Annotated in this window: 22 protein-coding genes; 11 read left to right on the top strand and 11 right to left on the bottom strand. The window is 59.3% G+C overall.

What is annotated here, in order from left to right:
- Window positions 1–65: 65 nt before the first annotated feature.
- Complete coding sequence (locus VZC39_RS07050) at window positions 66–278, top strand: DUF3955 domain-containing protein (RefSeq protein WP_434666979.1); 213 nt, start codon at window positions 66–68, stop codon at window positions 276–278.
- 111 nt (window positions 279–389) lie between these two features.
- On the opposite strand, the gene VZC39_RS07045 is transcribed toward VZC39_RS07050, so the two are convergent.
- The 3 genes from VZC39_RS07045 to VZC39_RS07035 form a co-directional block, all read right to left on the bottom strand.
- Complete coding sequence (locus tag VZC39_RS07045; RefSeq protein ID WP_434666976.1) at window positions 390–758, bottom strand: VOC family protein; 369 nt, start codon at window positions 756–758, stop codon at window positions 390–392.
- A 111-nt stretch (window positions 759–869) separates the two neighbouring features.
- Window positions 870–1,337: a hypothetical protein gene (locus VZC39_RS07040; RefSeq protein ID WP_434666973.1), complete on the bottom strand. Its 468-nt coding sequence runs from the start codon at window positions 1,335–1,337 to the stop codon at window positions 870–872.
- A gap of 155 nt (window positions 1,338–1,492) precedes the next feature.
- Window positions 1,493–1,975 carry a very short patch repair endonuclease gene (locus tag VZC39_RS07035; protein ID WP_434666970.1) on the bottom strand — a complete coding sequence of 161 codons (483 nt, stop codon included), beginning with the start codon at window positions 1,973–1,975 and terminating at the stop codon, window positions 1,493–1,495.
- Between the two features lie 181 nt (window positions 1,976–2,156).
- Here VZC39_RS07035 and VZC39_RS07030 point away from each other — a divergent pair, with 181 nt between their 5' ends.
- The 4 genes from VZC39_RS07030 to VZC39_RS07015 all read left to right on the top strand — a co-directional run bounded on the left by VZC39_RS07030 (window position 2,157) and on the right by VZC39_RS07015 (window position 9,821).
- Window positions 2,157–3,230: a DNA cytosine methyltransferase gene (locus tag VZC39_RS07030; RefSeq protein ID WP_434666967.1), complete on the top strand. Its 1,074-nt coding sequence runs from the start codon at window positions 2,157–2,159 to the stop codon at window positions 3,228–3,230.
- A gap of 4 nt (window positions 3,231–3,234) precedes the next feature.
- Complete coding sequence (locus tag VZC39_RS07025; RefSeq protein WP_434666964.1) at window positions 3,235–4,956, top strand: McrB family protein; 1,722 nt, start codon at window positions 3,235–3,237, stop codon at window positions 4,954–4,956.
- Between the two features lie 10 nt (window positions 4,957–4,966).
- Entirely contained in the window at window positions 4,967–7,387 is a 2,421-nt protein-coding gene (locus VZC39_RS07020) for a DUF2357 domain-containing protein (protein ID WP_434666961.1), read from the top strand.
- Between the two features lie 334 nt (window positions 7,388–7,721).
- Complete coding sequence (locus VZC39_RS07015; protein WP_434666958.1) at window positions 7,722–9,821, top strand: putative bifunctional diguanylate cyclase/phosphodiesterase; 2,100 nt, start codon at window positions 7,722–7,724, stop codon at window positions 9,819–9,821.
- A 68-nt stretch (window positions 9,822–9,889) separates the two neighbouring features.
- Here VZC39_RS07015 and VZC39_RS07010 read toward each other — a convergent pair whose 3' ends face one another.
- On the bottom strand, window positions 9,890–10,645 hold the full coding sequence (locus VZC39_RS07010; protein WP_434666955.1) for a DeoR/GlpR family DNA-binding transcription regulator: 756 nt from the start codon (window positions 10,643–10,645) through the stop codon (window positions 9,890–9,892).
- Window positions 10,646–10,750: 105 nt separating this feature from the next.
- Here VZC39_RS07010 and VZC39_RS07005 point away from each other — a divergent pair, with 105 nt between their 5' ends.
- Window positions 10,751–11,332 carry an NUDIX domain-containing protein gene (locus tag VZC39_RS07005; RefSeq protein WP_434666952.1) on the top strand — a complete coding sequence of 194 codons (582 nt, stop codon included), beginning with the start codon at window positions 10,751–10,753 and terminating at the stop codon, window positions 11,330–11,332.
- Between the two features lie 103 nt (window positions 11,333–11,435).
- Here the strand turns inward: VZC39_RS07005 and VZC39_RS07000 are convergent, their stop codons facing one another.
- Window positions 11,436–12,023, bottom strand: coding sequence for a histidine phosphatase family protein (locus VZC39_RS07000; protein WP_434666949.1), 588 nt, complete (start codon window positions 12,021–12,023; stop codon window positions 11,436–11,438).
- Window positions 12,024–12,268: 245 nt separating this feature from the next.
- On the opposite strand from VZC39_RS07000, the gene VZC39_RS06995 reads away from it, so the two are divergent.
- Window positions 12,269–12,559, top strand: a complete 291-nt coding sequence (locus VZC39_RS06995; RefSeq protein ID WP_434666946.1) for a hypothetical protein — start codon at window positions 12,269–12,271, stop codon at window positions 12,557–12,559.
- Between the two features lie 98 nt (window positions 12,560–12,657).
- On the opposite strand, the gene speA is transcribed toward VZC39_RS06995, so the two are convergent.
- On the bottom strand, window positions 12,658–14,559 hold the full coding sequence (gene speA / locus VZC39_RS06990) for a biosynthetic arginine decarboxylase (RefSeq protein WP_349921667.1): 1,902 nt from the start codon (window positions 14,557–14,559) through the stop codon (window positions 12,658–12,660).
- A 1,063-nt stretch (window positions 14,560–15,622) separates the two neighbouring features.
- On the opposite strand from speA, the gene pepT reads away from it, so the two are divergent.
- Together pepT and VZC39_RS06980 are read left to right on the top strand one after the other, a co-directional pair.
- Window positions 15,623–16,846 (top strand): peptidase T, encoded by a 1,224-nt coding sequence (gene pepT / locus VZC39_RS06985; RefSeq protein WP_434666943.1) that lies wholly within the window; start codon window positions 15,623–15,625, stop codon window positions 16,844–16,846.
- A gap of 119 nt (window positions 16,847–16,965) precedes the next feature.
- On the top strand, window positions 16,966–18,669 hold the full coding sequence (locus tag VZC39_RS06980; protein WP_434666940.1) for a lysophospholipid acyltransferase family protein: 1,704 nt from the start codon (window positions 16,966–16,968) through the stop codon (window positions 18,667–18,669).
- 93 nt (window positions 18,670–18,762) lie between these two features.
- On the opposite strand, the gene VZC39_RS06975 is transcribed toward VZC39_RS06980, so the two are convergent.
- The 4 genes from VZC39_RS06975 to VZC39_RS06960 all read right to left on the bottom strand — a co-directional run bounded on the left by VZC39_RS06975 (window position 18,763) and on the right by VZC39_RS06960 (window position 21,675).
- The gene (locus VZC39_RS06975) at window positions 18,763–19,074 is read right to left on the bottom strand and encodes a SelT/SelW/SelH family protein (RefSeq protein ID WP_349921664.1); all 312 of its coding nucleotides are present in this window, start codon (window positions 19,072–19,074) and stop codon (window positions 18,763–18,765) included.
- Window positions 19,071–20,192: an adenosylhomocysteinase gene (locus tag VZC39_RS06970; RefSeq protein WP_434666937.1), complete on the bottom strand. Its 1,122-nt coding sequence runs from the start codon at window positions 20,190–20,192 to the stop codon at window positions 19,071–19,073. The genes VZC39_RS06975 and VZC39_RS06970 overlap by 4 nt, the downstream gene beginning before the upstream one ends.
- A 185-nt stretch (window positions 20,193–20,377) precedes the next feature.
- Window positions 20,378–21,115 carry a hypothetical protein gene (locus tag VZC39_RS06965; protein ID WP_434666934.1) on the bottom strand — a complete coding sequence of 246 codons (738 nt, stop codon included), beginning with the start codon at window positions 21,113–21,115 and terminating at the stop codon, window positions 20,378–20,380.
- A complete protein-coding gene (locus tag VZC39_RS06960) occupies window positions 21,115–21,675 on the bottom strand; it encodes a YceI family protein (RefSeq protein WP_349921661.1) in 561 nt (186 codons plus the stop codon). The genes VZC39_RS06965 and VZC39_RS06960 overlap by 1 nt, the downstream gene beginning before the upstream one ends.
- Before the next feature lie 110 nt (window positions 21,676–21,785).
- Here VZC39_RS06960 and VZC39_RS06955 point away from each other — a divergent pair, with 110 nt between their 5' ends.
- Complete coding sequence (locus tag VZC39_RS06955) at window positions 21,786–22,688, top strand: LysR family transcriptional regulator (protein WP_349921660.1); 903 nt, start codon at window positions 21,786–21,788, stop codon at window positions 22,686–22,688.
- Between the two features lie 7 nt (window positions 22,689–22,695).
- On the opposite strand, the gene VZC39_RS06950 is transcribed toward VZC39_RS06955, so the two are convergent.
- Window positions 22,696–23,121, bottom strand: coding sequence for a hypothetical protein (locus VZC39_RS06950; RefSeq protein WP_349921659.1), 426 nt, complete (start codon window positions 23,119–23,121; stop codon window positions 22,696–22,698).
- A 66-nt stretch (window positions 23,122–23,187) separates the two neighbouring features.
- Between VZC39_RS06950 and VZC39_RS06945 the strand changes: the two genes are divergently transcribed.
- Window positions 23,188–24,918: a formate--tetrahydrofolate ligase gene (locus VZC39_RS06945; protein WP_349921658.1), complete on the top strand. Its 1,731-nt coding sequence runs from the start codon at window positions 23,188–23,190 to the stop codon at window positions 24,916–24,918.
- Window positions 24,919–24,941: the final 23 nt, after the last annotated feature.

Here is a 24,941-nt window from a genome sequence, read left to right as displayed (position 1 = left end):
CTTCACACTCCCTTCACCCGGCCATGACAGAGTGCCCGCTCTTTAGCAGCAGCGAGGACAATAGCATGGTCAAGTTCGGTGTTTTTCTGATGGGGCTGGGGATCGCCAGCTTTATGGCATTCAGCCTGATGGGATCCAGCCTGGATGAAGCGGGATGCTTGCATGAGCCTTTCGCCTTGCTCCCCTTGGGCTATCTGTTGCTGCTGGCGGGCGCCTGCATCGGCATTGCCGGGGTGATCAGGGCGAGGCGCCGACCAAGGCCGGCCTCGACAGACTGAATCTGCTGTCGACACTTCCTCCATTCAGGGCCAAGGCAGTCAAAGACTCTGAATTTATAAACATTAACAGCATTTAATATTAAAAATACCAACAACGCAGCATAACTCGTCTTATAGATAACGACTTATCTCGATAAGATGCTGATCCGGATCTAGAAAATAGACGGATTCGATGGGCCCGCAGGCACCGCTCTTGGTCACGGGCCCCTCCACTATCTCGATTCCGTGATTTTCGAGCTGATGCATCACCTGCGCAAGCGTCCAATGGGTGATAAGGCAGATATCCCCCGCTCCCACCTGGGCCCGGTTGCGCGGCTCCTCACCCAGCAGTTGCAGATTGATCTTCTGATTGCCAAAGCGCAGCGCCCGCCGCCCGGCCCCGAAGGTGACTGCCTCCATTTCCAGCACTGAACTGTAAAACGCGACCGAACGATCTATGTCGCTCACCGTCAACACCAGATGGTCGATATGGCTGATCATGACGCCTCCTTGTGATGATGATTGCTACCTCATCAAACCCCTGTCTCAACGGAAGTTGTGGTATGGGGCACAGCGGGGTTTCTAACCATTCATTTTCACTCGAAAATTGCCTCAGCGTACTGCGGCACATGATTTGTCTCGCTGAGCCAGCAGGGTTTCGTCTTCACTGCCCATGGCAGCCAGAATGGCCTGATTACAGGCTCGCTCCGCAAGCGTTACCGGGTCTTGCTTAGCGTCGGTGATTTCCGCAATCATGGGGCGGTAGTTGACAGCCGCCGAACAGTACATGGTGCGGTACTTAGGAAGCTGCCAGTTGCTATCGTCTTGTCGTGTCAGGTCATCGCACAATTTGCCAAACAATGCCCGCGCCTTAACCGTGCACTGACTGAAGCGCCGCACATCTTGCTCGTAGGGGCGGCAAACGCTGTTCTGTTTGATCTGCCAGAGTTGGAAAGAGAAGGGGACCTGCTCTCCCTCATAAGGCACTACCAGCGTTTTTAGCTCTGTGCCATAAATATCCGTCACCTGCTGCTGCACCAGATTGAGATAAGCCGAGAAAAGATAAGAAACCGGATCCATAACCACCCCCTTGTGGTTGCCACTGCCGAACTGTATCACGAAAAATAGGGGAGATTTTCAAACGAGCAACAGGCGACAACAGCTCACTGATTTGACAACAAAAAATGATCACTTTTATCAGGCTGTTTGAGGGCTGGGTCGAGAGTGCTCTCTGGTCAGCCATGCGGATGGGAATGATCCATTGCGATCTGCAGTTCACGGCCACCGGCAATCTCGCCATGACTGAGGCCACTGGTCAGCCACCAGCTGATAACCAGCAACAGCCGCTCAGGATCATGGCGAAGACGCCCCGTAAGAGCACACTCCCAGATAGTCAGACGACGAATACCCAGTTGTTCCAGCTCGGCCAGATGACGGGTATCACGCTCGCGATTGCTGGCAATCTTGGTTTGCCAGAAGGCCGTTCTGGTCGATGGCAACCTGAAGATGTGACAGTCATGACCATGCCAGAAACAGCCATCAACCTCGATCACCGCACGGTAACGCGCCAGCCAGAGATCCGGAGTGCCCGGCAAAGCTGCATTGTGCAAACGGTAGCGAAACCCGGCACGATGCAACATGGCACGCACCCGCTTCTCGGGACGGGTATCCCGGTTACGAATGCCAGCCATCATCTCGCTGCGCTTTTGGGGTTTCACGATATCTGTCACAATGGCGCCTCGCTTGTGAATCTGCACAATTCACTGTATAAACAAACAGTTAAATCAGATAGATTTTAGTGCTGTCATTGGATATAAATCATACTGTTCCGATGCATTCAAAGAGCTTCATAACTACTGACTATCCAGCTCAAAAACTCATCACCAAGAGAATCAATCAATGAACCACTCTGTTTTTTCTTTTTTTTCAGGCTCCGGGTTTCTGGATCTCGGCTTTGAAAAAGCAGGATTTAATGTCGTTTTTGTTAATGAACTGAACAAAGATTTTCTCAATGCATATAAATATAGTAGAAAGAAAATGGGTATTTCAGAACCCGAATTTGGTCATTTTTTGAACTCCATAGATGACTTTCTTGATGGCCCTTTAAGCTCAGAGCTTAAGACAATGGTTAGTAGTGCAAGAATCAAGTCAGAGAGTATTGGATTTATTGGTGGTCCACCATGCCCAGATTTTTCGGTTGCAGGAAAAAATAAAGGTCACGATGGTGAAAATGGCCGCCTTTCCAAGTCATATATAGACTTGATTATTAAAAACAAGCCAGACTGGTTTGTTTTCGAAAATGTCAAAGGCTTGTGGCGTACAAAAAAGCACCGAGAGTTTTATGAATCAATAAAAAAGCAGCTTCAGGATGCAGATTACGCTATTACTGAAAGACTAATCAATTCAATCGAGTTTGGTGCTCCTCAAGACAGAGATCGCATCATCATGTTTGGTTCTTTAAACCATAAAGATGAAGATATGAGTACATTTTCCTGGGAAAAGTATATGCCATTCCCTAACCAGATGGCATTTAACTATTCGTGGCCAACCCAAACTCCATTCAACTCGACCCCCGGCAAAGCTGAAGTACCAGAGGAATTGACAGTAAACTGGTGGTTCAAAGAGAATAATGTGGATGAACATCCTAATAGTCAGCATTATTTTACTCCCAGAGCTGGTCTGGCCAAGTTCATGGTGATAGATGAGGGCGATACCACCAAAAAGTCATACAAAAGACTACATCGTTGGAGATATTCACCTACTGCTGCCTATGGCAATAACGAAGTGCATTTGCATCCATGGTTACCTCGGCGGATCTCTGCAGCAGAGGCCCTGGCTATTCAGTCACTACCGAAAGAGTTTGAATTACCTCCAACAATGACTCTTTCGGCGATGTTCAAGACTATTGGTAATGGGGTTCCATATAAATTCTCATATGGTATAGCAAAAACTATCGCTGATTTCATGGAGTGAAAAAATGAGTGGTGACGTTATCTTTGACGAGATTTTAAATGAGATTGCTGCCTTAAAAGGCAGCAATCTTAAGTATATTCTGGGCAAAAAGACAACAAAAATTACTGATGTAAAATACGATGAAAAAGTTATTTTAGCTATCCGTAATGAGGATACTATAAGAATCTCGTTTGATAGAATAAAACAGGTGGTTGATACACTTAAAAATAATAAACCAGTCCATGTTGATACTTTTTTTCATAGTGGAGCAAACGAGAGAACGGTTATAGAAACTATACTTTGCCATACATCACACATTGGTTATATGAAAGCCAAAACGGGAAGAAATAAAAGAAACAACAAAGTAATACAGTATTTTAACAAAAAAATACATAACACTGGCGAAATGTGTGATGTCAGTGGTGAAGAATTCAAATCAGATAATGATGATATTTTCACTAACGAATCCTCAATTCTGAGTCTATATAAACCACTTCTGTTGTTCGCAGGTATTTCCGGCACAGGAAAAACCCGTTTTATTCGTGAGCAGGTCAAGAGCAATCCCGACCAGGACAATTACTGTCTGGTTCCCGTACGGCCAGACTGGCACGAACCCTCCGATCTGCTGGGCCATATCTCCAGGATCAGTGGTAAAAAGGAGTATGTATCGACTCCGGTGCTTCATTTTATTACCCAAGCCTGGCTCCATATTTTCGGGTGTGTTGGCGAAGTCAGAACCGATAGTAAGATTGGTCTGAGCCAGGAACAACTGGACCATATCCCCCCCTTCTGGCTCTGTCTCGACGAGATGAACCTGGCTCCGGTTGAACAATATTTCGCCGACTATCTCTCGATACTGGAGACCCGTCACTGGTATACCTCACCCGAACTGACGGCATTTAACGACAAAGAAGGGGTCGAATACGACTATCTCTACCAGTGCGATCCCCTGCTCAAAGCAGATACGCTTCGCCAGCAACTGGATGAGAACGCGCGTACCGAACTGGCGGAAAAACTGGGACTGGACCTCGATATTGCACTGCATCGGCAGATCTGGGCCAGCTTCTGCCAGCACGGTATCGCTATCCCCTTCAATCTGATGGTGGCCGGTACCGTCAATATGGACGAGACCACCCACGGCTTTTCCCGCAAGGTGATCGACAGGGCCCTCACCTTCGACTTTAACGAGTTCTTCCCCAACGATTTCGATGCCTACTTTGCACCGGCATTGCAGCCAAAACGGCTTGGTTATCCGACCTGGTCAGACGGACGTGCCATTACTGACATCCCCGAGCTGGAGCAACACAGTAAAGAGAGCGTCACCTTCCTGAAGGCAGTCAACGGGATACTGCAACAGAGCCCGTTCGAACTGGCCTATCGCGCCCTGAACGAGCTGATGCTGGCCCTGCTGGCCCATCACCCCGCCAATACCGCAGAGCTGGTCGCCATCTGGGATGACTTTATGATGTGCAAGGTATTGCCGCGCATTGAGGGAGATAGCGACAAGTTGCGCAGCCATCACACGGCTGATAGCGACCTGCTGACCGAGCTGGAAAAGGTGTTGACGGAACAATTTGGTAGTCACTGGGATGACACACGCCCTGACCTGTTTAACCGCAAGGTGGCTGCCGTCGGTGAAGATTCCGCCCCCGCAGAACCTCCACATGTCCCCTGTCGCAGCAAGAAGAAACTGGCCTGGATGAAAGAGCGGCTGGTACGGCAGTGCTTTACCAGCTTCTGGCCGTAAGGGGGTTGTGATGGAGTGCCTGTTTACCCTGCAGAGCAGTGACTGGATTTTGCGGATCTACGCCAATGAGAAGACGGTCCGGGATCGTTATCGGCAGTTACAAGCCACCCGCGCTCATCATCAACAAGAGAGCAACAAATCGGACCTGCCGGCGAGCGCTGGCAAATACGAGCCACCTGTTGTGCGCTTCTCGCAGCCCCTTTCCATCATCCGGGCTAACGCTGATGGCTGCACGCTGGAGCTGCCCGATGGGCGAGCTCTCTCCTCTCTGGTACTGCCAACCCCCCTGTTGTATGAGAACTGCTTTTACGAATTCGAATGGGAGTTTCTCCACAAAGTTAGCGAAGGGAACGATGCACCGCGGCTGGAGCATCATCTGCAGAGGATCTGCGAGTCGTTTCGCTTCAAAAGCAGGCATAGCTCGCAGGAGCTGCTGGGGGGATTCAATACCGGCAACAACGTGGGCACACTTGCGCTCCCTTTCTCTTATCAACCGAAGCCGACTGTAAGAAATGCAGTACGCATTCAGCTGACGCTCTGGTTCGAGGTCTATCCGGTCAAGCTGGATATCCGCCGGGATGTGCCTCTGATCCATCAGGTGCTGGATGAACAGTACCCCTACTGGCGTTTTACCCTGAACAGCACAACCAGTCAGCAAGGGGGCCGTAGCCAGCGCAAGGCCGAACCGTTCCCCCTGCTCTGGCTCGCTCATTTCGAAGCCCTGCACAAGGAACTTGAGCGGGGGATCCGCCAGATCATCAATGCGCCCCATAGTCGGCTGCAAAGCAAGACCGAGCATCTGCTGGCCGCCAGAATGAAGCGGCCGCCACGCCCGAAGCAGGCCGAACAGATCCGCCAGGATCTGGATAACGGTATCGAACGCAGATACCGGGTAGAGCGTAAACAACTGACCACGGATACCCCGGAAAACCGCTTTATCAAGTTTGTACTGGAGCGCACTGGAAGGATGCTGCAACAGCTGACACAACAGGGCGATCGTACCCTGCTGTCCAGGGCCTTTTTTGACCGCCTCAAGGCGTGGAGCAAACCGCTGGATCTGGCGCTGGCTCACCCCCTGATGCGTGAAGTTGGTCCGGCGGCGGTGTTGTATCGCGAGTCTCTGGTACTGCAGCAAAAGAGCGGCTATAGCGCGGTTTACCGGGTCTGGCAGCAACTGCGCCTCTATCTCGACTCGTTGGGGAATGATGCCGTGGCTGGCGTGCGCAGCATGGATCAGCTCTACGAGCTCTGGTGCGTTATCGAGGTGCGCCGAATTATCCTGACCCTGGGGTTTACCGAGGTGAAAACACCTGCATTTAACTTCACCCGTGATGGCTGGGATACCAGGCTGGCCGAGGGGATAAAGTACTGCTGGGAGTACCATCGTGCAGAAGACGGTGTAAGGCTCAAACTGGCCCATGAACCCAGATTCCACAAGAGCAGTCTGCCGGTTCACTCCCTGCTGGTTCCCCAGAAACCGGACATTCTGATCGAAGCCACCACAGGAAAGGGTGATACCTTTATCTGGCTGTTTGATGCCAAATACCGGGTCGAAAAGGGCCCACTGGAAGACTCAAGAGACAGGGTACCTGAGGATGCCATCAACCAGATGCACCGTTATCGGGACGCCCTGCTCTATCGGCAACAGGGGGACACGATACCGAGTCGGCCCACCTTTGGCGCCTTTGCGCTCTATCCAGGCTTTATGAGCCAACAACTAGGGAAGACAAATCCCTATAAGGAGGAGATCAATCGGATTGGTATCGGTGCCTTTGCCCTGCTACCAGCAGAAGATCACCGCGGCTCCTGTTGGCTGCAAGCCTTCCTTGAGCAAAAGCTGGGTAAATCCGGGGAAGAGTTCCGCTATCCAGCCATCCACTCGGGCCACTTCTATCTGGAAGAGCCCAGCCGAATTGCCACCCTGGGGATGCAGCAGGTCCGCCACCATGATCTCACCCTGATCATTCCGACCGCACCGGAGAACAGCCGCCCAGCCAATTACTTCGATGCATTTCGTGATGGTTCTGCCCGCTGGTATCACACCCCTGCCAAAACCATTGCCACTCGTTACGATGATCAGCTGATGAACGAGATCAGCTATCTCGCCGTAGCTACCCTTTCAGCAAATGGCCTGACACGGGAGGTCACCCGGGTCTGGCCTGTACTGACATGCCGGAAGCTGCGAAGAGAACAACTGACCGAAGAGCAGACAGGAACACCGAAGGCTGAGGGGAATGTGGATCCTTACTGGTTGCTGGAGCTGGGACCATCGTTCGAACTGGCTAACTCTCTCACAGAACTGGATGCAAACAGTTTCAGAGCTGCGATGCGACTGACCAAGCTGACAGAGCTGGAATTACAGTTGCAGTCTGAAATGACTGATTTTGCATCTCTTCCCGATTGTTATGGACAGCTGTTGCAGCATGCTTAAATCCATCAGTTTTTCCTGATGAGCCTCTGCTCGGCACAACACCTACCAGCCCCTATGGAACATTAAATGTGAATATATTTGGTGTTCCACTTATTCCTGTCACATCAGATATTCGCCGAACAAGCGTTATAACCTTCTGCCTTATAGGAAAATTAGGCGCCTTGTCCAGAAGATGGCGTTTAAAGCTGAGCAAAGGCAGGTTTTTCGCTCTGAACCGGGGCCTTTTTGGTACATATCTCTGGCCCACAAGAGGGACGCCTGATATACAATCTGCCACTCGATTTCCCAGGCCTGGCCTAGGCTCAGGCCCTGATGTATCCCAGAGTGAGTGAACGTGACCGCGACCCACACCATGCTCGACAGCTCTTACAGCCAGGATCTGGTCTTCTTCTCCATTCTGGTGGCCGTGCTCGCCTCTTACACCGCCTTGAACATGACGAGTCGAGTGAGCCAAAGCAAGGGGCGCGCCGCCGTGCTCTGGCTGGCCGGCGGTGCCTTCGCCATGGGGCTCGGTATCTGGTCCATGCATTTCATCGGCATGCTCGCCTTCGAGCTGCCCATCGCCCTGGGTTACGATCTGGCGCTGACGGGGCTCTCTTTGGTGGCCGCCATCGTCTCGTCGGCCTTTGCGCTCTGGCTGGTGAGCAGGCCCCAGTTGCCCTGGCGTCATATCGTCATCGGCGCCCTCTTGATGGGGGCGGGTATCGCCAGCATGCACTACATCGGCATGGCCGCCATGAAGATCATGCCCGGTATCCATTACCACTCCGGCCTCGTCATCCTCTCCATCCTCATCGCCGTGCTCGCCTCCGGCGCCGCGCTCTGGATAGCCTTTCGCCTGCGCGACAGCCATCAGCGCGCCTTCTTTCGCAAGGCCCTGGCCTCGCTGGTGATGGGATCCGCCATCATCGGCATGCACTACACCGGCATGGCGGCCGCCGAGTTCCCAGAACACAGCCTGTGCGGCGCCCTCTACACCGGGCTCAACACCCAGTGGCTGGCCACCGTGGTCATCATCGTCACCCTGGCGGTGTTTGCCATCGCCCTGGTGCTCTCCATGCTGGATGCCCACGCGGCCCGGCTCTCGGCCTCTCTGCACCAGGCCCACGACGAGTTGCTCAAACTGGCACTGCACGACAGCCTGACCCAGCTCCCCAACCGCCTGCTGTTTGCCGATCGGCTGGAGCAGCGCATTCAGGAGTGCCGGCACAGCCAGCGCAGTTTTGCACTGCTGTTTCTCGATCTGGATGGCTTCAAGATCATCAACGATGCCCATGGTCACCACATCGGGGATCAGCTGCTGGCGCAGGTCGCACAACGGATAAAAGCCTTGCTCGGCGCCAACGATAACGCCTCCCGCTTCGGCGGTGATGAGTTTGTGCTGACCCTGGCGCCGGGGGATCTGGCGCAGAGCACCGAGTTTGCCGAGCGGTTATTGGCGAGCCTGGCCGAGCCCTATGCGTGGGAGCATCACAGCCTGCGCGTCACCGCCAGCATCGGCATCGCCGTCTATCCCCAGGATGGCACCAGCCTGCATGAGCTGACCCTCAACGCCGACGCCGCCATGTACCATGCCAAGAAGCGGGGGCGCAACGACTACTACTACTTCGACAGCGCCATGAACGCCAACGCCCACCAGCAGTTCTTGCTGCAACAGGAGCTGTGCCATGCGCTGGCGCGAGGGGAGTTCTCCTTGCTCTACCAGCCCAAATATGACGCGCGCGAGGGCAAGGTGGTCGGGGCCGAGGCGCTGCTGCGCTGGCACCATCCCCATCATGGCGCCATCTCCCCCGCCAGCTTCCTGCCGCTGGCGGAGAAGAGTCGGCTCATCATCGCCATCGGCAACTGGGTGCTCGACGAAGCCTGCCGCCAGATGAGCCAATGGCGCGACGCGGGCCATCATGACTGGAGCGTGGCGGTCAATCTCTCTACCATTCAGCTCGCCAGCCCCGGCCTGCTGGAGGAGGTAGAGGCCTGCCTGCACCGCCATCGACTGGAGGCTCGCCACCTGACGTTGGAGATCACCGAGTCCACCGCCATGGAGAACGCCGAGGAGAGCCTTGTCATCCTCAACCGCCTGGCTCAGCTGGGCATTGGCATCTCCATCGATGACTTCGGCACCGGCTACTCCAGTCTGCTCTACCTCAAGCGCTTCCCGGCCTGCGAGCTCAAGATAGACAAGGGCTTCGTCGCCACCCTGGAGCAAACCAGTGAAGATGCCACCATCATCAGCGCCATCATCGCCCTGGGTCAGGCGCTGGGGATGCGCATCGTGGCAGAAGGGGTGGAGACGGAGCGCCAGCGCGCCCTGTTGACTGACCTCGGCTGCGATACCCTGCAAGGCTATCTGCTCGGCAAACCCATGCCAGCCAAGCAGTTGCTGGCCCACTGCACTCCCCTGTGCCAGGCCCCCAGTCCGGTTGCCGCCCATTAACGACAACTGGCCAAGCGCCGCAGTGGCATCGCTGTCATGGGGTGAACAGGGCTCTTGATACGCTCGGGTCAGGCCTCCATCAGGGTTACGCCCGCCTCATCGAGCCAGCCTCGGGGCTCTGCCCCGAGCGTCCCCTCGGTGATCAGGGTCCCCAAATTGGCAAGCGCCATGATCCGATAGGGTGACACGGCCCCCAGCTTCTCGTGCCCGGCCAGCATGATGACCTCCGCCGACTGCTCGGCCATCAAACGCTTGATGGTCGCCTCTTCCCTGTCCCCCGTGGTGATCCCAAGCTGTGGATGGATGCCGGTCGCCCCCATGAAACACAGATCTGCGCGCACCTCCGAGATGGCCGCCGCGCTCAGGGCGCCCACGGCCACCAGGGAGTGTTTGAACAGACGCCCGCCAATCAGCTCCACCTCGATGTGGGGATGGTGAGCCAGCGCCACCGCGATGCTGGGGCTATGGGTCACTATGGTGGCGTTCAATGAATGGGGCAGCTGTTGCGCCAACTGCACATTGGTCGTCCCCCCGTCGATAAACACTATCTGGCCGGGCTGGACCAGCCCGGCCCCCACCTTCCCCAGCCTCGCCTTGACGGCGGACCCCAGCTGTTCACGGGCCCCAAAATCGACGATGGCAGAGGAGGCGGGCATGGCCCCCCCATGGACGCGCAGCAACAGTCCTTCACCGGCAAGTTCCCGCAAATCCCGCCGTATGGTGTCGTCAGAGACACCAAGTTGCTGGCTGATCGCCTTGGCAATGACGCGTCCATCACGCTTCAATACATTCAAGATCAATGCCTTGCGCTCTGATGTCAGCATGCTTCCCTCGGTATGCACGAAACCAATTGATAATGCACGATATTACATGAAAAACTGTAGCCATGGCCAGCACAGGGCTGGCCCCTGGCCGATAAAGGACGATCCATGAGTGTTGCAACGCGTGTACGGGTGGAAAGTGTCGATGTGCTCTCCGACGACTGGTATCTGCTCAAGAAGACCACCTTCTCCTTCCTGCGAAGTGACGGCCGCTGGCAGCGCCAATCCCGTGAGACCTACGACAGGGGGAACGGGGCGACCATACTGCTCTATGAGCCCGCGCGGCGCACCGTCATCCTCATCAGCCAGTTCCGCTACCCCGCCTTCGTCAATGGTCACGACGACTTGCTCATTGAAGCGCCCGCCGGGCTGCTCGATGCGGCCGATCCCGAGACCCGCATTCGTGCCGAGGCCGAAGAGGAGACCGGCATCCGTGTAAGGGAGGTACGCCAGATCTTCGATGCCTTTATGAGTCCGGGCTCGGTGACGGAGCGGCTGCACTTCTTCGTGGGAGAGTACAGGGAGAGCGATCAGATCTCCCGGGGGGGTGGCAACGAGGCGGAGGGGGAAGACATCGCCGTGCTGGAGGTGGATATCGATGCGGCGCTCGCCATGATAGAGGCGGGGAAGATCCGAGATGGCAAGACCATCATGCTGCTGCAATATGCTGCCCTGCACCTGTTTCGATAAGCCAGCCAAACCGGGTGGGTCCCGCTCCTGCCGGGCATGACCCGGCAAGCGCCCATGTTGGGGGAGAGACCCCTGCCCTATTGATGAGCAAGCGCGCGTCGCCTTAGCACGGGATCCGCTCGATGCGGCCACCGCTTAGCTTGAAGAAGGCATCCTGAGGCAGCTCTTGTGACCAGGTGGTGGCGTAGTCGAGATCGGCGTAAGCACCGCGCAGCATGGCGCCGAGCAGGCCGTGGGAGACCACGATAGCACGCTCGGCGATGGCCGAGTCCATCAACCAGCTCTGGGCCCGGCGTTGGATGCTCCCGGCGCTCTCCCCCGCCGGGGCCTGCAGATACCAGTCCGGCTGGCTGATATCGAGGGAGGGATGCGCTGCCAAGAGATCCGGTACCCGGCAACTCTCCCACTCCCCCATGCCGAGCTCCACCAATCGCTCGTCCCAGACGATGCGCCCGCTGCCCAGCCCCAGCTGCTGGCAGACGAATTCTGCCGTCTGACGAGCACGGCCCAGGGGGCTGGCGTAGAGCGTCCATTGCTCAGGCTCATCCAGAATCTCGCGCAGGCGATCCCCCATGGCGATGGCCTGGGCCTCTCCCTTGACGGTCAGATCCGAGTTGCAGCGCCCCTGCAAACGTTGTTCGGCGTTGTAGCGGGTCTGGCCGTGGCGCAGCAGATAGATGATGCGAGACATAATTTCTCCAATGGGCTCAACGAGATAGAAAGAAGGCAGGATACCAGATATCAGCCCGGGAGGACGATGTTACGAAAAGCCGTGGCAGGAGCGCGGCGCGTGGCCACTCATATGGGGAGATGAGAGCAACTCTTTGACGGGATAGACTCCTCGCAGTGAGTCCCACGCAGTGTTGCTACAGACGGCTCACGGCACCAGGTCCAACCTGCATCACTCTTCTACGTCTCAATCTCAGGCGAGGCAACATGGCCAAGTATCAGTTCCTGACTCTGCCGGCATCCCAACGGCAGACCTACACCTATCTGGACGCGGACTCCCCCACCTTCATCCAGGAAAAGCATGCCCTGCTGGCCCAGGGATTCGAGGTGGAGGATGACTTCATCTACGCCAATACCCCGGCCGAGGCCATCGAGAAGTACCGATCCGGCTTCACTTATGTGGCACAGGAGTACGCCCACGCCAACGGTATCTATGCCTTTTTCCATCTCCTGCTGGTGCTGGCCAAATCCCTCTTCGGGCGCAAGCAGCCCCGCTGAGGCACGGAATTTCAGGTATCGGACCAATACAAAAACGGCGCCCGAAGGCGCCGTTTTTTATTCCCGTCTCGTACTGCCCGGGTGAACAAGCGCGATGCTTATTCCTCTTCCAGATAGGCGTAGCCTTGCAGACCCAGCTCCAGCTCGTCGAGCAGGGCCTTGCGGGTCGCATCGTCCAGCGCCGGGTGGGAGGCGATCCGCTGGTAGTTCTCGCGGATGACGGAGGGGTCGATGTTGACGTAACGCAGCAGCTGGTCGACGGTGTCGCCGCGCACCACGTTGCGGATGTCCATCTTGCCCTCTTCGTCCAGCCACACTTCCGCGCAGTGGGTATCGCCGAACAGGTTGTGCAGATCGCCGAGGATCTCCTGATAGGCCCCCACCAGGAAGAAGCCGACGTGGCACACTTCGTTGGCGCCGTACTCCGGCATCGGCAGCGTCTTTTCGACACCGAGGCCATCGACGTAGTGCTCCACCTGACCGTCGGAGTCACAGGTGATGTCCATCAGGATGCCGCGACGGCTGAGCGGACGCTCGAGGCCGGCAAGGGGCATCACCGGGAACACCTGGCCAATGCCCCAGGCATCGGGCAGGGACTGGAACAGGGAGAAGTTCGCGAAGCACTTGTCCGCCAGCTTCTCGTTCAACTCGTCCGCCAGGGCACGGTGGTTACGGTTGACCGGGTTGAGCAGCTCTTTGAGCGCCAGACAGGTGTTCTGGTGCAGCATCTCGGCCCAGGCACGCTGTTCGAGGTTCAGAAGACCCATGGTGTACTGGGCGTTCACGTCCCCAAGGTCAGCCACGGAGTCGTGGTAGATCTCGAGCAGGGAGGGATCCTCGGTGCGCAGATCCAGCCATCCCTTCCACATGTTCTGCAAGATGGTGGGGGCGTCGTCGCCCGGTTCGCTGATGTCGTTCACCTCCACCCCTTCGGCCCCGATGATATCGGTGACCAGCACGGCGTGGTGAGCGGTCAGGGCACGGCCGGACTCGCTGATGATGGTCGGGTGCGGCAGGTCGAACTCACGACACACATCGCCGATGCCCCAGACCACGTTGTTGGCGTACTCGGACAGGCTGTAGTTCGCGGAGCAGTGACTCTGGGAGCGAGTGCCCTCGTAGTCCACCCCCAGGCCACCGCCCACATCGACCACGTCGATGGGCACGCCCAGGCGACGCAGCTCGGCGTAGAAACGGCCACACTCGCGGATACCGCCCTGAATGTCGCGGATGTTGGCTATCTGGGAACCCAGATGGAAATGCAGCAGTTGCAGGCAGTCCAGCTTGCCAAGGCCGCGCAGACGCTCAACCAGCGCCAGGATCTGGGAGGCGGAGAGACCGAACTTGGACATGGAGCCGCCGCTCGATTCCCACATGCCGGAGCCGGTGGAAGCCAGCTTGGCGCGCACCCCGATGTTGGGCTTGATGTTGAGACGAGCTGACTCGTCCAGCACCATTTCCAGCTCGGAGGGTTTTTCCACCACGATGTAGACCTTGTGGCCCATCAGGTTGCCCAGAAGGGCGTGGCGGATGTATTCACGGTCCTTGTAGCCGTTGCAGACGATCACCGAGCCTTGCTCATGGTGATGGGACAGCACGGCCAACAGCTCCGGCTTGGAGCCCGCTTCCAGCCCAAGCCTCGGCTTGTCGCTGTAGGACTGACTGATGGTCTCGATGACGCGGCGCTGCTGGTTCACCTTGATGGGGTAAACGCACAGGTAGTCCCCTTCATAGGCGGACTTCTCGATGGCCTGACCGAAGGCGTTGAACAGCGCATCGACCCGGCTCTTGAGGATGTCGGGGAAGCGCAGCAATACCGGGGTGGTCAGCCCGGACTGGCGCAGCTGTTCGATGGCATCGGACAGCACGATCTGCGCCTCGGGACGAGACTTGTCGGGGGAGACGGTCACATGACCCGCGTCATTGATATTGAAAAAACCCGCTCCCCAGTAGGGAACGTTGTAGACCTTCAAGGAGTCCTTGCTGGACCAGTTAGTCATGGGCTATGCCTCGCAAATGAGCGGCCGGTGGCCGCCTTCGTTACCCTCAATCACATCCAGACCATCTATTGCAAATCGCGGCAAACCTAAGCTGCCTGCTGGAACCGGTCAGGGGCCTGCGGTCAATGGCGATCTTCGCCATCTCGACCAAAGGGGTCCTGCCATCACATCCAGACCATCTGCACATCGCGGCAAGCCAGGGCTGCCTGGTGGATCTTGGGGAAGTAACGAGTCTTGATGTGGGGCTGGTGGCTTTACATCAAGCTCAACGGTATACGGTGTCACGCTAGCGCGATACCGCGGTACTTTGATGACAAGGGGCATCAGCCACGCCGCTTGTTCATCATTCGGCAGCCGTCACGACGACGAGGGAGGTGTCCAGGAAGAGAGGGAAGGCATCTGCACGCAACCGTGTTGTTAGACGACAACCACCACAGCCAGCTCAACACCGACGACCGCCCATGACAAGGGAAGATGATGAGCCAGTGGCCCACTCGGTCGGCGAAATGATGAGAGTCCGTTGTTCTCCCTGATACCGGAGCCTAACCGGTATTAAAGAAACCATGCCCTAGCAGTGTCAGTCGTTTCTGCGTGCCTCGCCCTATAGGCGCGTGATCCTCCGGGTGCTGGCGGCCACGCCTGCGCAGGGTTACCCTCGGATCGGCGCGGAGTGTACACATTTACCGCGACCGGTGACAATAAAAAATCGCGTAAAAAAATCCGTTTGATCCGCATCGCCTGATCTCGCTGTCAGCCAAGCGGGCTCTGGGATAGCGCATCATGACCCCCTTCCCCGTCGGCCCTGAAAATAACCTGTGATTTGCCCGTTTTTCCCGATGCCTTGCCAGTGCTGGGATGCGGTCATATCCGGCCACACCGAGGCTGCTTATTCAGTTTTTAAATCGGAATTTTTATGCAAACCTGAGTGTTTGCCCGCGCTCTACCCTCTATGGGGAGATTTCCGTATCCCGTTCGACAAATGCGCCAAAAACTGCGCTGACGCAAAAAGTGGCGGGGCAGCTTTGGCCACAATGTCCCCTCATCATCAGTCTGAGGCCTGCCAATGGATACCCTGCTTGAGCGTTTTCTCCGCTATCTGACCTTCCATACCCGCTCCGATGCGACCAATCCCGTCTGCCCAAGCAGCGAGGGGCAGCGTATCTTCGCCCGCGCCCTGCAAGAAGAGCTGCAGCAGCTCGGCTTGAGTCAGGTGATCCTGGATGACAACGGCTACCTCACCGCCTGCCTGCCGGGCAACCAGCCAGCGGCACCGGCGATCGGACTGATTGCCCACATGGACACCGCCGACTACGAGGCCGAGTTCGTGGTGCCCCAGATCGTCGAGAACTATCAGGGGGGGGATATCTGCCTCGGCAAGGGGGACGAGGTGCTGGCCATCCGCCAATACCGCTTCCTGAAGAACTACCTCGGCCAGGATCTCATCACCACAGACGGCACGACCCTGCTCGGCGCCGACGACAAGGCGGGGATCGCCGAGATCCTCACCGCCGTCGAACACCTGCAAAATCACCCCGAGATCCCCCGCGGCGATCTCTGGCTCGGTTTCACCCCGGACGAGGAGATAGGCCGGGGGGCCGACTTGTTCCCGCTGGATCGCTTCCCCGCCAAGTGGGCCTATACGGTCGATGGCGGGGAACTCGGGGAGCTGGAGTACGAGAACTTCAACGCCGCCAGCGCCACGGTGCGCTTTGTCGGCAACAACGTGCACCCGGGCACCGCCAAGGGGGGCATGATCAACAGCCAGACCCTGGCCGCCCGTTTCCACGCCGACATGCCCGCCGCCCAGACCCCGGAGTGCACGGAAGGCTACGAGGGTTTCTTCCACCTGGCCCAGATGAGCGGCACCGTGGAAGAGAGCCGCCTGCACTACATCATTCGCGATTTTGACGACGACAGCTTCGCCGCCCGCAAGGCACAGCTCAAGGAGCGGGTCGCCTCCTTGCAACTGGACAACCCCAAGGCGCGCATCGAGCTCACCATCACCGACAGCTATCGCAACATGCGTAGCCAGATTGAGCCGCACATGCACATAGTGGCGCTCGCCAAGGCCGCCATGGAGGCCGCCGACGTGGCGCCCAAGATCAAGCCCATTCGCGGCGGCACCGACGGTGCCCGCCTTTCCTTCATGGGTCTGCCTTGTCCGAATATTTTCACGGGGGGTCACAACTTCCACGGCAAGCACGAGTTCATCCCGCTGCAATCCATGGAAAAAGCGGTCACCACCCTGGTGGAACTGGTCCGCCTCACCGCCGCCTGGCGCGGTTGATCCTGCCAGCCTGACGTGCAGGGCGAACCCGTCGCCCTGCCATCAAACTGTCATCTCACTGCCACGAGGCAGGCACAGAAGGGGCGCACGCTGGGGCAAAGGATCAGCGGAGCCACCCCATGTTCAACGTCGATACCCTGCTGCAACAGCACCTGCCCCAACTCACCAGCCAGCCTCTTTTTCGCCCCTTGCTGAGGCGAGGACTCGGCTGGTTGCTGCACGAGCAGGCCTTCCAGCGCTTTGCCGAGCACTATCCCCACCTGCGCGGGCTCGACTTCATCGAGCAGGCCCTGGCGCAGCTCGATTTTGACTACCGGGTGAGCGAGGCGGAGCTCGAGAACATCCCCGCCAGCGGCCGGGTCATCCTGGTGGCAAACCACCCCATCGGTTCCCTGGACGGGCTGGCCCTGCTGCGACTCATTGGCCGAGTTCGGCCGGACGTGAAGATAGTGGCCAACCGGCTGCTGGCCGAGCTGCCTCCCCTGCGCCCCCTGCTGCTGCCGGTGGACAACCTCGGCGGCAAGACCGACCGGCAGGCCATCCTGGCCATGGGGGAGCACCTGGCCCGTGAGGGCGCCCTCATCATCTTCCCCGCCGGGGAGGTCTCCCGCCTCGGTCCAAGGGGGGTGAAAGACGGCCCCTGGCAGGGGGGCTTCATCAAGCTCGCCAGACGAACCCTGACCCCCCTGGTGCCCATCCACCTCGGCGGACGCAACGGCGCGGGCTTTTATCTCACCTCCTGGCTCAACAAGAACCTGGCGGGGCTCTTGCTGGTCAAGCAGCTGTTTCGCCAGCAAGGGCAACGCATCCCCCTCACCATCGGAGAGCGGATCCCCCCCAGCAGCCTAGGCGAGTTGCCCGCCAAGACGGCGGCACGCCTGGTGCGCAGCCACCTCTACCGCATCGGCAGCGGCAAGTCCGGCCGCCTGCTGACCGAGGCCCCCATTGCCTTGCCGGAGGAGCGGCGCCTGCTGAAAGCGGCCATCGACGGGTGCGAGGCGTTGGGGCAGACCCCGGATGGCCAGCAGATCCGGCTCTATCGGCGTCATGAACTGAGCCACTCGGTGATCCTGCGCGAGCTCGGGCGGCTGCGGGAGATCGCCTTTCGGGCGGTGGGGGAAGGCTCGGGGCGGCGGCGCGATCTCGACGCCTTCGACGATGACTACTACCACCTCATCCTCTGGGATCCGGCCCGCCTCGAGATAATCGGTGCCTACCGTTTCATTCCGGTGGCCGAGCAGCTGGCGCGCAAGGGCCTCCACGGCCTCTACAGCCACAGCCTGTTCGGTTTCGAGGATAGGCTGCTGCCCCGGCTGGAGCAGGCCATCGAGCTCGGTCGCAGTTTCATCCAGCCTGCGTACTGGGGCAAACGGGGGCTCGATTACCTCTGGTTCGGCATCGGCGCCTATCTGGCGCGCTATCCCCATTACCGTTACCTGTTCGGGCCCGTGTCACTCTCCGGCAGCCTGCCGCCCCAGGCCAAGGATCTGCTGGTGAGCTTCTACCGCCAGCACTTCGCCCCCGATGGAGCCCTTGCCCCCTCAAGGCGCCCCTACCCAGCCACCCCGCCCCTGTTCGAGGGACAAGATTACGGCGCCGATCTCAAGGTGCTCAAGGCCAGCCTCGACAACCTGGGCTGCGCCATCCCCACCCTCTACAAGCAGTACTCGGAGCTGTGCGAGCCGGGAGGCGTCCAGTTCATGGATTTTGGCACCGACCCGGCCTTCAACCACTGCATCGACGGCCTGGTGTGGGTGGATGTGAGCCGCATCAAAGCCCACAAGCGGGCACGCTATATCGAGCAAGCGTCGGGCAGCAGTTGAGAACACTGCAAATCATAAACCCCACAGCCGAAGTGACCACAAACATACAAAAGGGAGGCATGGCCTCCCTTTTGTTTACCCTTTTACCGCCGTTCACTCGGTAGCCGGTTTGCGATCCGCATGGCCGAGGTCGCGTTCGGGGGCGATGATGTCCCGCACCCGCTGCTTGATCTCCTTGGCCTCGGGGAAGCCCTCGTCCACCACCCTGTCCCACACCTGCACGCCATTGACCAGGATCTTGAACTCCCCCTTGCTGGCCGGCACCAGTGCCACCTCGCCGAGGTCGCTGTCGAAGGTGGAGAGCAGCTCCTGGGCCAACCAGGCGGCCCGCAGCATCCAGCGGCAGAGGGTGCAGTAGCGGATCTCGATGCGGGGCTTGAGGAGGGGGCTTGAGGGTTCTGTCATTGGGTCACTCCGTGAAAATCTGCCAACCAGTGGCAGGCGATGGTGTTCATGGTGCTCTGGGGCAGCTCGAACAGCCCGGGCGGCGGCATCTGGCGCGCCAGCTGATGCACCCCTTCGATGATCTCCGCCAACACCAGATAGACATATTCGCCGATCACGGCGCCATGGACAAAGTTGACCGCCTCCCCCCGGTTGAGCAGGAAGATGGTGCTGCCATCCGGACGGGTCAGGGCCAGCACATGAGGGCACACCTCGGCACTCGGCCAGGAGAGCCGGGAGAGGCAGAAGGCAAATTCGTCGTCCGCCGAGGTGACCGAGGCCAGCATGGAGCCGGGGCGCAGGGCCAGCAGATCCTCGATGTCCAGCGAGCCATTGCCGGTGGAACAGATCACCAGCTCGGCCCGGCTGAGGGCCTCGGCCTTGTTCACCAGCTTGAAGCCGTGGGAGAGCGCCTCCACCTGGCGCAGGGCATCGGTCTCCACCAGCTCCAGGTGCAGGTTGCGGCAACGCAACTCGCGGGCGATGCTGCGCCCCACCTTGCCATAACCAAACAACGCGGCCTGGCAGACGTTGAAGGTGCGTCTCAAGGTACGGGCCAGGGATTCGGCGGAATAGACCACGCTCAGGCCGATCTGGATATCCTCCGCCTGCTTCAAGGGACTGCGGGCCACCGACACCACGGGGACGGCCAGGAGCTCCTGCTCGTAGCGCTGATGGCCGTTTTCGGTCATCTCCACCACCCCGATGAAACGATCGCCGAAGTGCTCGGCCAGGCTGGGCTGGGTTCTGGCGAAGTAGCCACCGATATCCAGGATGACGAGCCGCTCATGGGGTTGCACCAGGGGGGCTATCTGGGTGATCACCTCGCCAGGATCCGAGGTCCAGTGGCGATTGAGGGGCAAGACGGGGTAGTGTTGCTGGGCCCAGTTCAGGGTTGCTCCATGCACTGACTTGGGTTTGGGCAAGATGGCACCGACCCGCCCGACCCGGTCCAGCACCTGAATGAAATGGGGGCGATCGGGCAAGAGGTGCGTCACCAGCAGGATACAGAGATCCTCGAGGCGCGGCTGCTCGATGAAATGGCGAAAAAACAGATGCTCAGATCCTTGACTGCGCAACTGTGGCCTCCTTAGTGTGCCGCAAGCATGCAGGCAAACAGAACCCGGCCAGGCCGGGTTCTGTGTGTGTCCAGATAATTGAAAATCCTTTTTATCCGAAACCACTATGGGGCTCAATCATTATCTATGCAGACTATGAGCTCTCATGCAAATTAAGGGGTAATAGCCTGTTTTTCATGCGAAAATCAATAAAGTGATGCCTCGGGCCAGACCCACCACAGACTCAACCCAGCGCCAACTCCCGCCACCAGGATCAGCAGACCCCAACGGACTGGCCAGGGCTTGCCGCGCAGGGCCCACTCCAGCAGCGGCAGCAACCAGACCGGCAACAGAGCCACCAGCGGCACTTCCACGTATTGCCAGGCCAGCATCTGCACGAAGGCAAGCGCCAGAGCCAGCGCCGCCGGGGCGTTGTTCAGGCCGGCGAAGACCCCAAGCAGGGCACGAAAACCGGCGAAGGCCGCCAGGGCTCCCGCAAGCTGGGCGATAAGCAGGCTGCCATCGATACCGATGACCAGCGCCAGCCAGACGAAGCCCAGGGCAAAGCCGAGCCCCTCCTGGCTGTCGGCACGCAGCTGCGTCCAGCCAAACCAGGCGATGGCAGGCAACAGCGCCAGCCAGATGCGCGGCTCGCTGGCGATCACCATCGCCAGCCCTTGCCACCACACCAGGGCTCCCAGGGCCGCAAACAGCAGCAGGGCGACCCGCTTGTCCGCAACCTCAGCCGCGATGGCGGGCACCAGCAGGGTCAGGGGCAGCCATTGCCACGCCTTGACCGGCAAGCCGTAGGCGCCACCCAGCAGACAACCCACCAGCCAGATGGCCAGGGCACCCCAGAGGTAGCCGAGCCGTGGCCAGCGCCAGGATAGCAAAGCGGCCCCCAAGGGAGCCGCCAGGGTTTGCAACAGGAGTGCTGCGCCCATTACTTGCGCACGCCTTCGACGAACAGGTTGATGCCCATCTCGTCAGGAATGCCGGGCAGCATGTAGTTCACGCCAAAGTCGCTGCGCTTGATGGTGGTGGTGGCGTTGAAGCCGCTGCGGTAGCCGCCCCAAGGGTCTTTGCCTTCACCGACATGGACCAGATCGAAGGCCACCTCTTTGCTGACCCCGTGCAGGGTCAGGGTGCCCTTGAGCACGCCCTTGTCCTTGGTGCCTTCATAGCCGGAGCTGACGAAGGTCATCTTGGGGTACTGCTTCACGTCCAGGAAGTCCGGGCTGCGCAGGTGCTTGTCACGGGCTTCATGGTTGGAGTCCACGCTGGCGGCATCGATCTCGAAGCTCGCCTTGGCCGCAGCCGGATTGGCCTCGTCCATGCTGAAGGTGCCGCTGAAGGTGTTGAAACGGCCAACCAGATCGGAGAAGCCCAGATGGCCCACCTTGAACTGGACAGTGGTGTGCGCCGCGTCCACATCGTAATCGGCCGCCATCAGGGGCGCCGTCATAAACAGGCAGGAAGCCAGCAGGGCCTTGGTCATTTTCATTCCAGTCGTTCCTTCAATTAGGGGTTCACATTGATACCCGACATGCTAACCTCCGAACAGGAATGGATAATCACCGATTTATTAAAATAATTATCAACCGAGAGTGGAATATGGATCAGATAGCCGCCATGCGCACCTTCATCAAGGTGGTGGAGTGTCAGAGTTTTACCAAGGCCGCCCACCAGCTCGGCATCTCGGTGGCCATGACCTCCAAACTGATGCAGCAGCTCGAGGAATCACTCTCCACCCGGCTGCTGTCCCGCACCACCCGCCAGGTCAACCCCACCGAGGCGGGCCAGTTCTACTACCAGCGCTCACTGGCCCTGCTGGCTGAGCTGGAAGAGACCCACAGCCAGCTCACCCACAACAACCAGCAGCCCCAGGGCACCCTCAAGCTGTCGGTGCCCATGGACTTTGGCTACCTGCACCTCTCCCCCACCCTGCCGCTCTTCTATGAGCGTTTCCCCGAGCTGAAGCTGGAAATTGAGTACAGCGATCGGCGGGTGGCTCTGGTAGAAGAAGGGTTCGATCTGGCGCTGCGCATCGGCAACTTGCCGGACTCCTCCTTGGTGGCCAAGCCGCTCGCCATGATGAAGCTGGAGGTGTGTGCCAGCCCGGCCTATCTGGCCAAGCACGGCACCCCCAAGACCCCCGAGGATCTCAAGCAGCACGACTGCCTCATCTACACCCTGACCCAGCCGGACTGGGTGTTCAAACGGGATGGGCTACAGACCAGCGTGCGCCCGCAAGGGCCCCTTCGCGCCAACAACGGGGTGGTGTTGACCCGGGCCGCCTGCAATCACATGGGGATCATCTGGCAGCCCACCTTCATCGTCGGGGACGCGCTGCGCTCGGGGGAGCTGGTGTCACTCCTGCCCGAGTGGGACAAGGGGCAGATAGGCCTCTATGCCCTCTACCCTCACCGCCGCTTCGTCTCCGCCAAGGTGCGCTGCTTCATCGAGTTCGTGCAGGAACGCTACCTCGCCCCCCACTACTGGGACAGAGTGGAGTAGGCAGGGATCAGGCCGGCGTTGTCGGTTGTTCGTCCGCGGGCAGGGGCAGCTCGGCCACCAGCAGTTGCTCGTTCAGACGAAGCTGCCAGCGCGGCAGACGGCGCTGCAAGGCGGCAAACTGATCGTCACCCAGGACATAAGGCAGGCTGATATGCAGGCAGTGGCAGTCCAGCATGCCCGCCAATTGCAGCGTCAGGGTGAGATTGGCCTCATCGGTCTTGTGCTTGTTGATGCGCTTGCCGAGCTCGTGGCGAAAGTGCGTCTCGGGATCCTGGGTCATCGCCTGCCAGCCGTAGCCGAACAACGGGATGAAGGCGCTGACGATGCCAAGGGCGGTGAGCGGCTGCTTGGGGGGATGATAGAGGGCGTTGAGATCCAGCAGTATGGGGGTTAGATGTCGCTCACGACTACCGGATAAAATGTTATTACTCATTGGATAACCTTGTTGATTCCTCTAGACTTCGCCGCATCTTTGACCCGACATGCCAACGAGGTGCTGATGCTAAGCGATATCGAGATCTCCCGCCAGTCCCCCCGCCTGCACATCGACGAACTGACCCGGCGTCTCGCCATCCCGCCACATCTGGCCAACCCCCAGGGCCACCACAAGGCCAAACTCAGCCTGGCCCTGCTCAAAGAGCCCCCCAAACGGCAAGGCAAGCTGGTGCTGGTGAGCGCCATCACCCCCACCCCCCTCGGGGAGGGCAAGACGGTGACCACCCTCGGTCTCTCCATGGGCCTCAACCACATCGGCCAGTCCAGCGTGGCCACCATACGCCAGCCGAGCCTCGGGCCCGTGTTTGGCGTCAAGGGAGGGGCCGCCGGTGGCGGTCATGCCCAGGTGGTGCCCATGGAGGAGATGAACCTGCACCTGACCGGGGACTTCCACGCCCTCGCCGCCGCCCATAACCTGGCTGCTGCCGCCCTGGATGCCCGCCTGTTCCACGAGCAGACACTGGGGGATGCGTTCACCCCCAGAACCGGACTGGCTCGCCTCGATATCGACCCTGCCAACATCCTCTGGCCCCGCACCCTGGACATGAACGATCGGGCCCTTCGCCACCTGACCATAGGCCAGGGTGGTCCGGCCGATGGGGTGGAGCGCCAGGATCGCTTCGTCATCACCGCCGCCTCCGAACTGATGGCCATATTGGCGCTCGCCAGCGATCTCAAGGATCTGCGTGCGCGCATCGGCCGCATCCAGCTCGCCCTGGATCTGCGCGGCCAGCCCATCACCGCCGAACAACTGGAAGTGGCAGGGGCCATGACGGTGCTGCTCAAGGAGGCCCTGCAACCCACCCTGATGCAGACCACGGAGCAGACCCCGGTGCTGGTGCACGCCGGCCCCTTCGCCAACATTGCCCACGGCAACTCCTCGGTCATCGCCGATCGCATGGCACTGGCGCTCACCGACTACGTGGTGACGGAGGCGGGTTTTGGTTCCGACATGGGGCTGGAGAAGTTCTTCAACATCAAGCATCGCCAGTCCGGCATCACCCCCTCCTGCGTGGTGCTGGTCGCCACGGTGCGCAGCCTCAAAGCCAACAGCGGCCTGCTCGACATCCGCCCGGGCCAGCCTCTGCCGGCCAGCCTGCAGGATGAAGATCTGCCGACCCTGCGCCAGGGCTGTGCCAACCTCGCCTGGCATATCCAAAACGCCCGCCGCTACGGGGTGCCCGTGGTGGTCGCCATCAACCGCTTCCCAAGTGACAGCCCGGCCGAGCTGGCCCTGCTGGAAGAGGAGGCGCGCCGGGCGGGCGCCTGCGGCGTGGCCCTGTCGGAAGCCTTTACCCGGGGCGGCGCAGGCGCGGCAGATCTCGCCAGGGCCGTGATGGCCGCCAGCGCACAGCCGAGCGAGGTGCAACTGCTCTACCCCGATGCCATGAGCCTGGAGGCCAAGCTCGCCACCCTGGTGGAGTGCGGCTATGGCGGCCGTGGCGTCATCCTTTCTGACAAGGCCAAGAGTCAGCTCGCGGCCCTCTCCAAGGCAGGCTGGGATCATCTGCCGGTCTGCATGGCCAAGACGCCGCTGTCGCTCAGCCACGACCCCGCCCTCAAAGGCGTGCCCACGGATTTCGAGGTGCCCATCGAGGAGGTGCGCCTGTGCGCAGGGGCCGGTTTTGTCTACGCCCTCGCGGGTCCCATCATGACCATGCCGGGGCTTGGCAGCCTGCCTGCCTACCGGCATATCGATATCGATGACGACGGTGAAATCATCGGGCTGAGCTAAGTCGAACGACCTACCCAACCGGC

Source organism: Aeromonas sp. NJAU223 (genome assembly GCF_051125555.1).
Taxonomy (GTDB): Bacteria; Pseudomonadota; Gammaproteobacteria; order Enterobacterales; family Aeromonadaceae; genus Aeromonas; species Aeromonas veronii_G.
The sequence above is the reverse complement of the archived record's forward strand: the minus strand, read 5'-3'. Positions and strand labels throughout refer to the sequence as shown.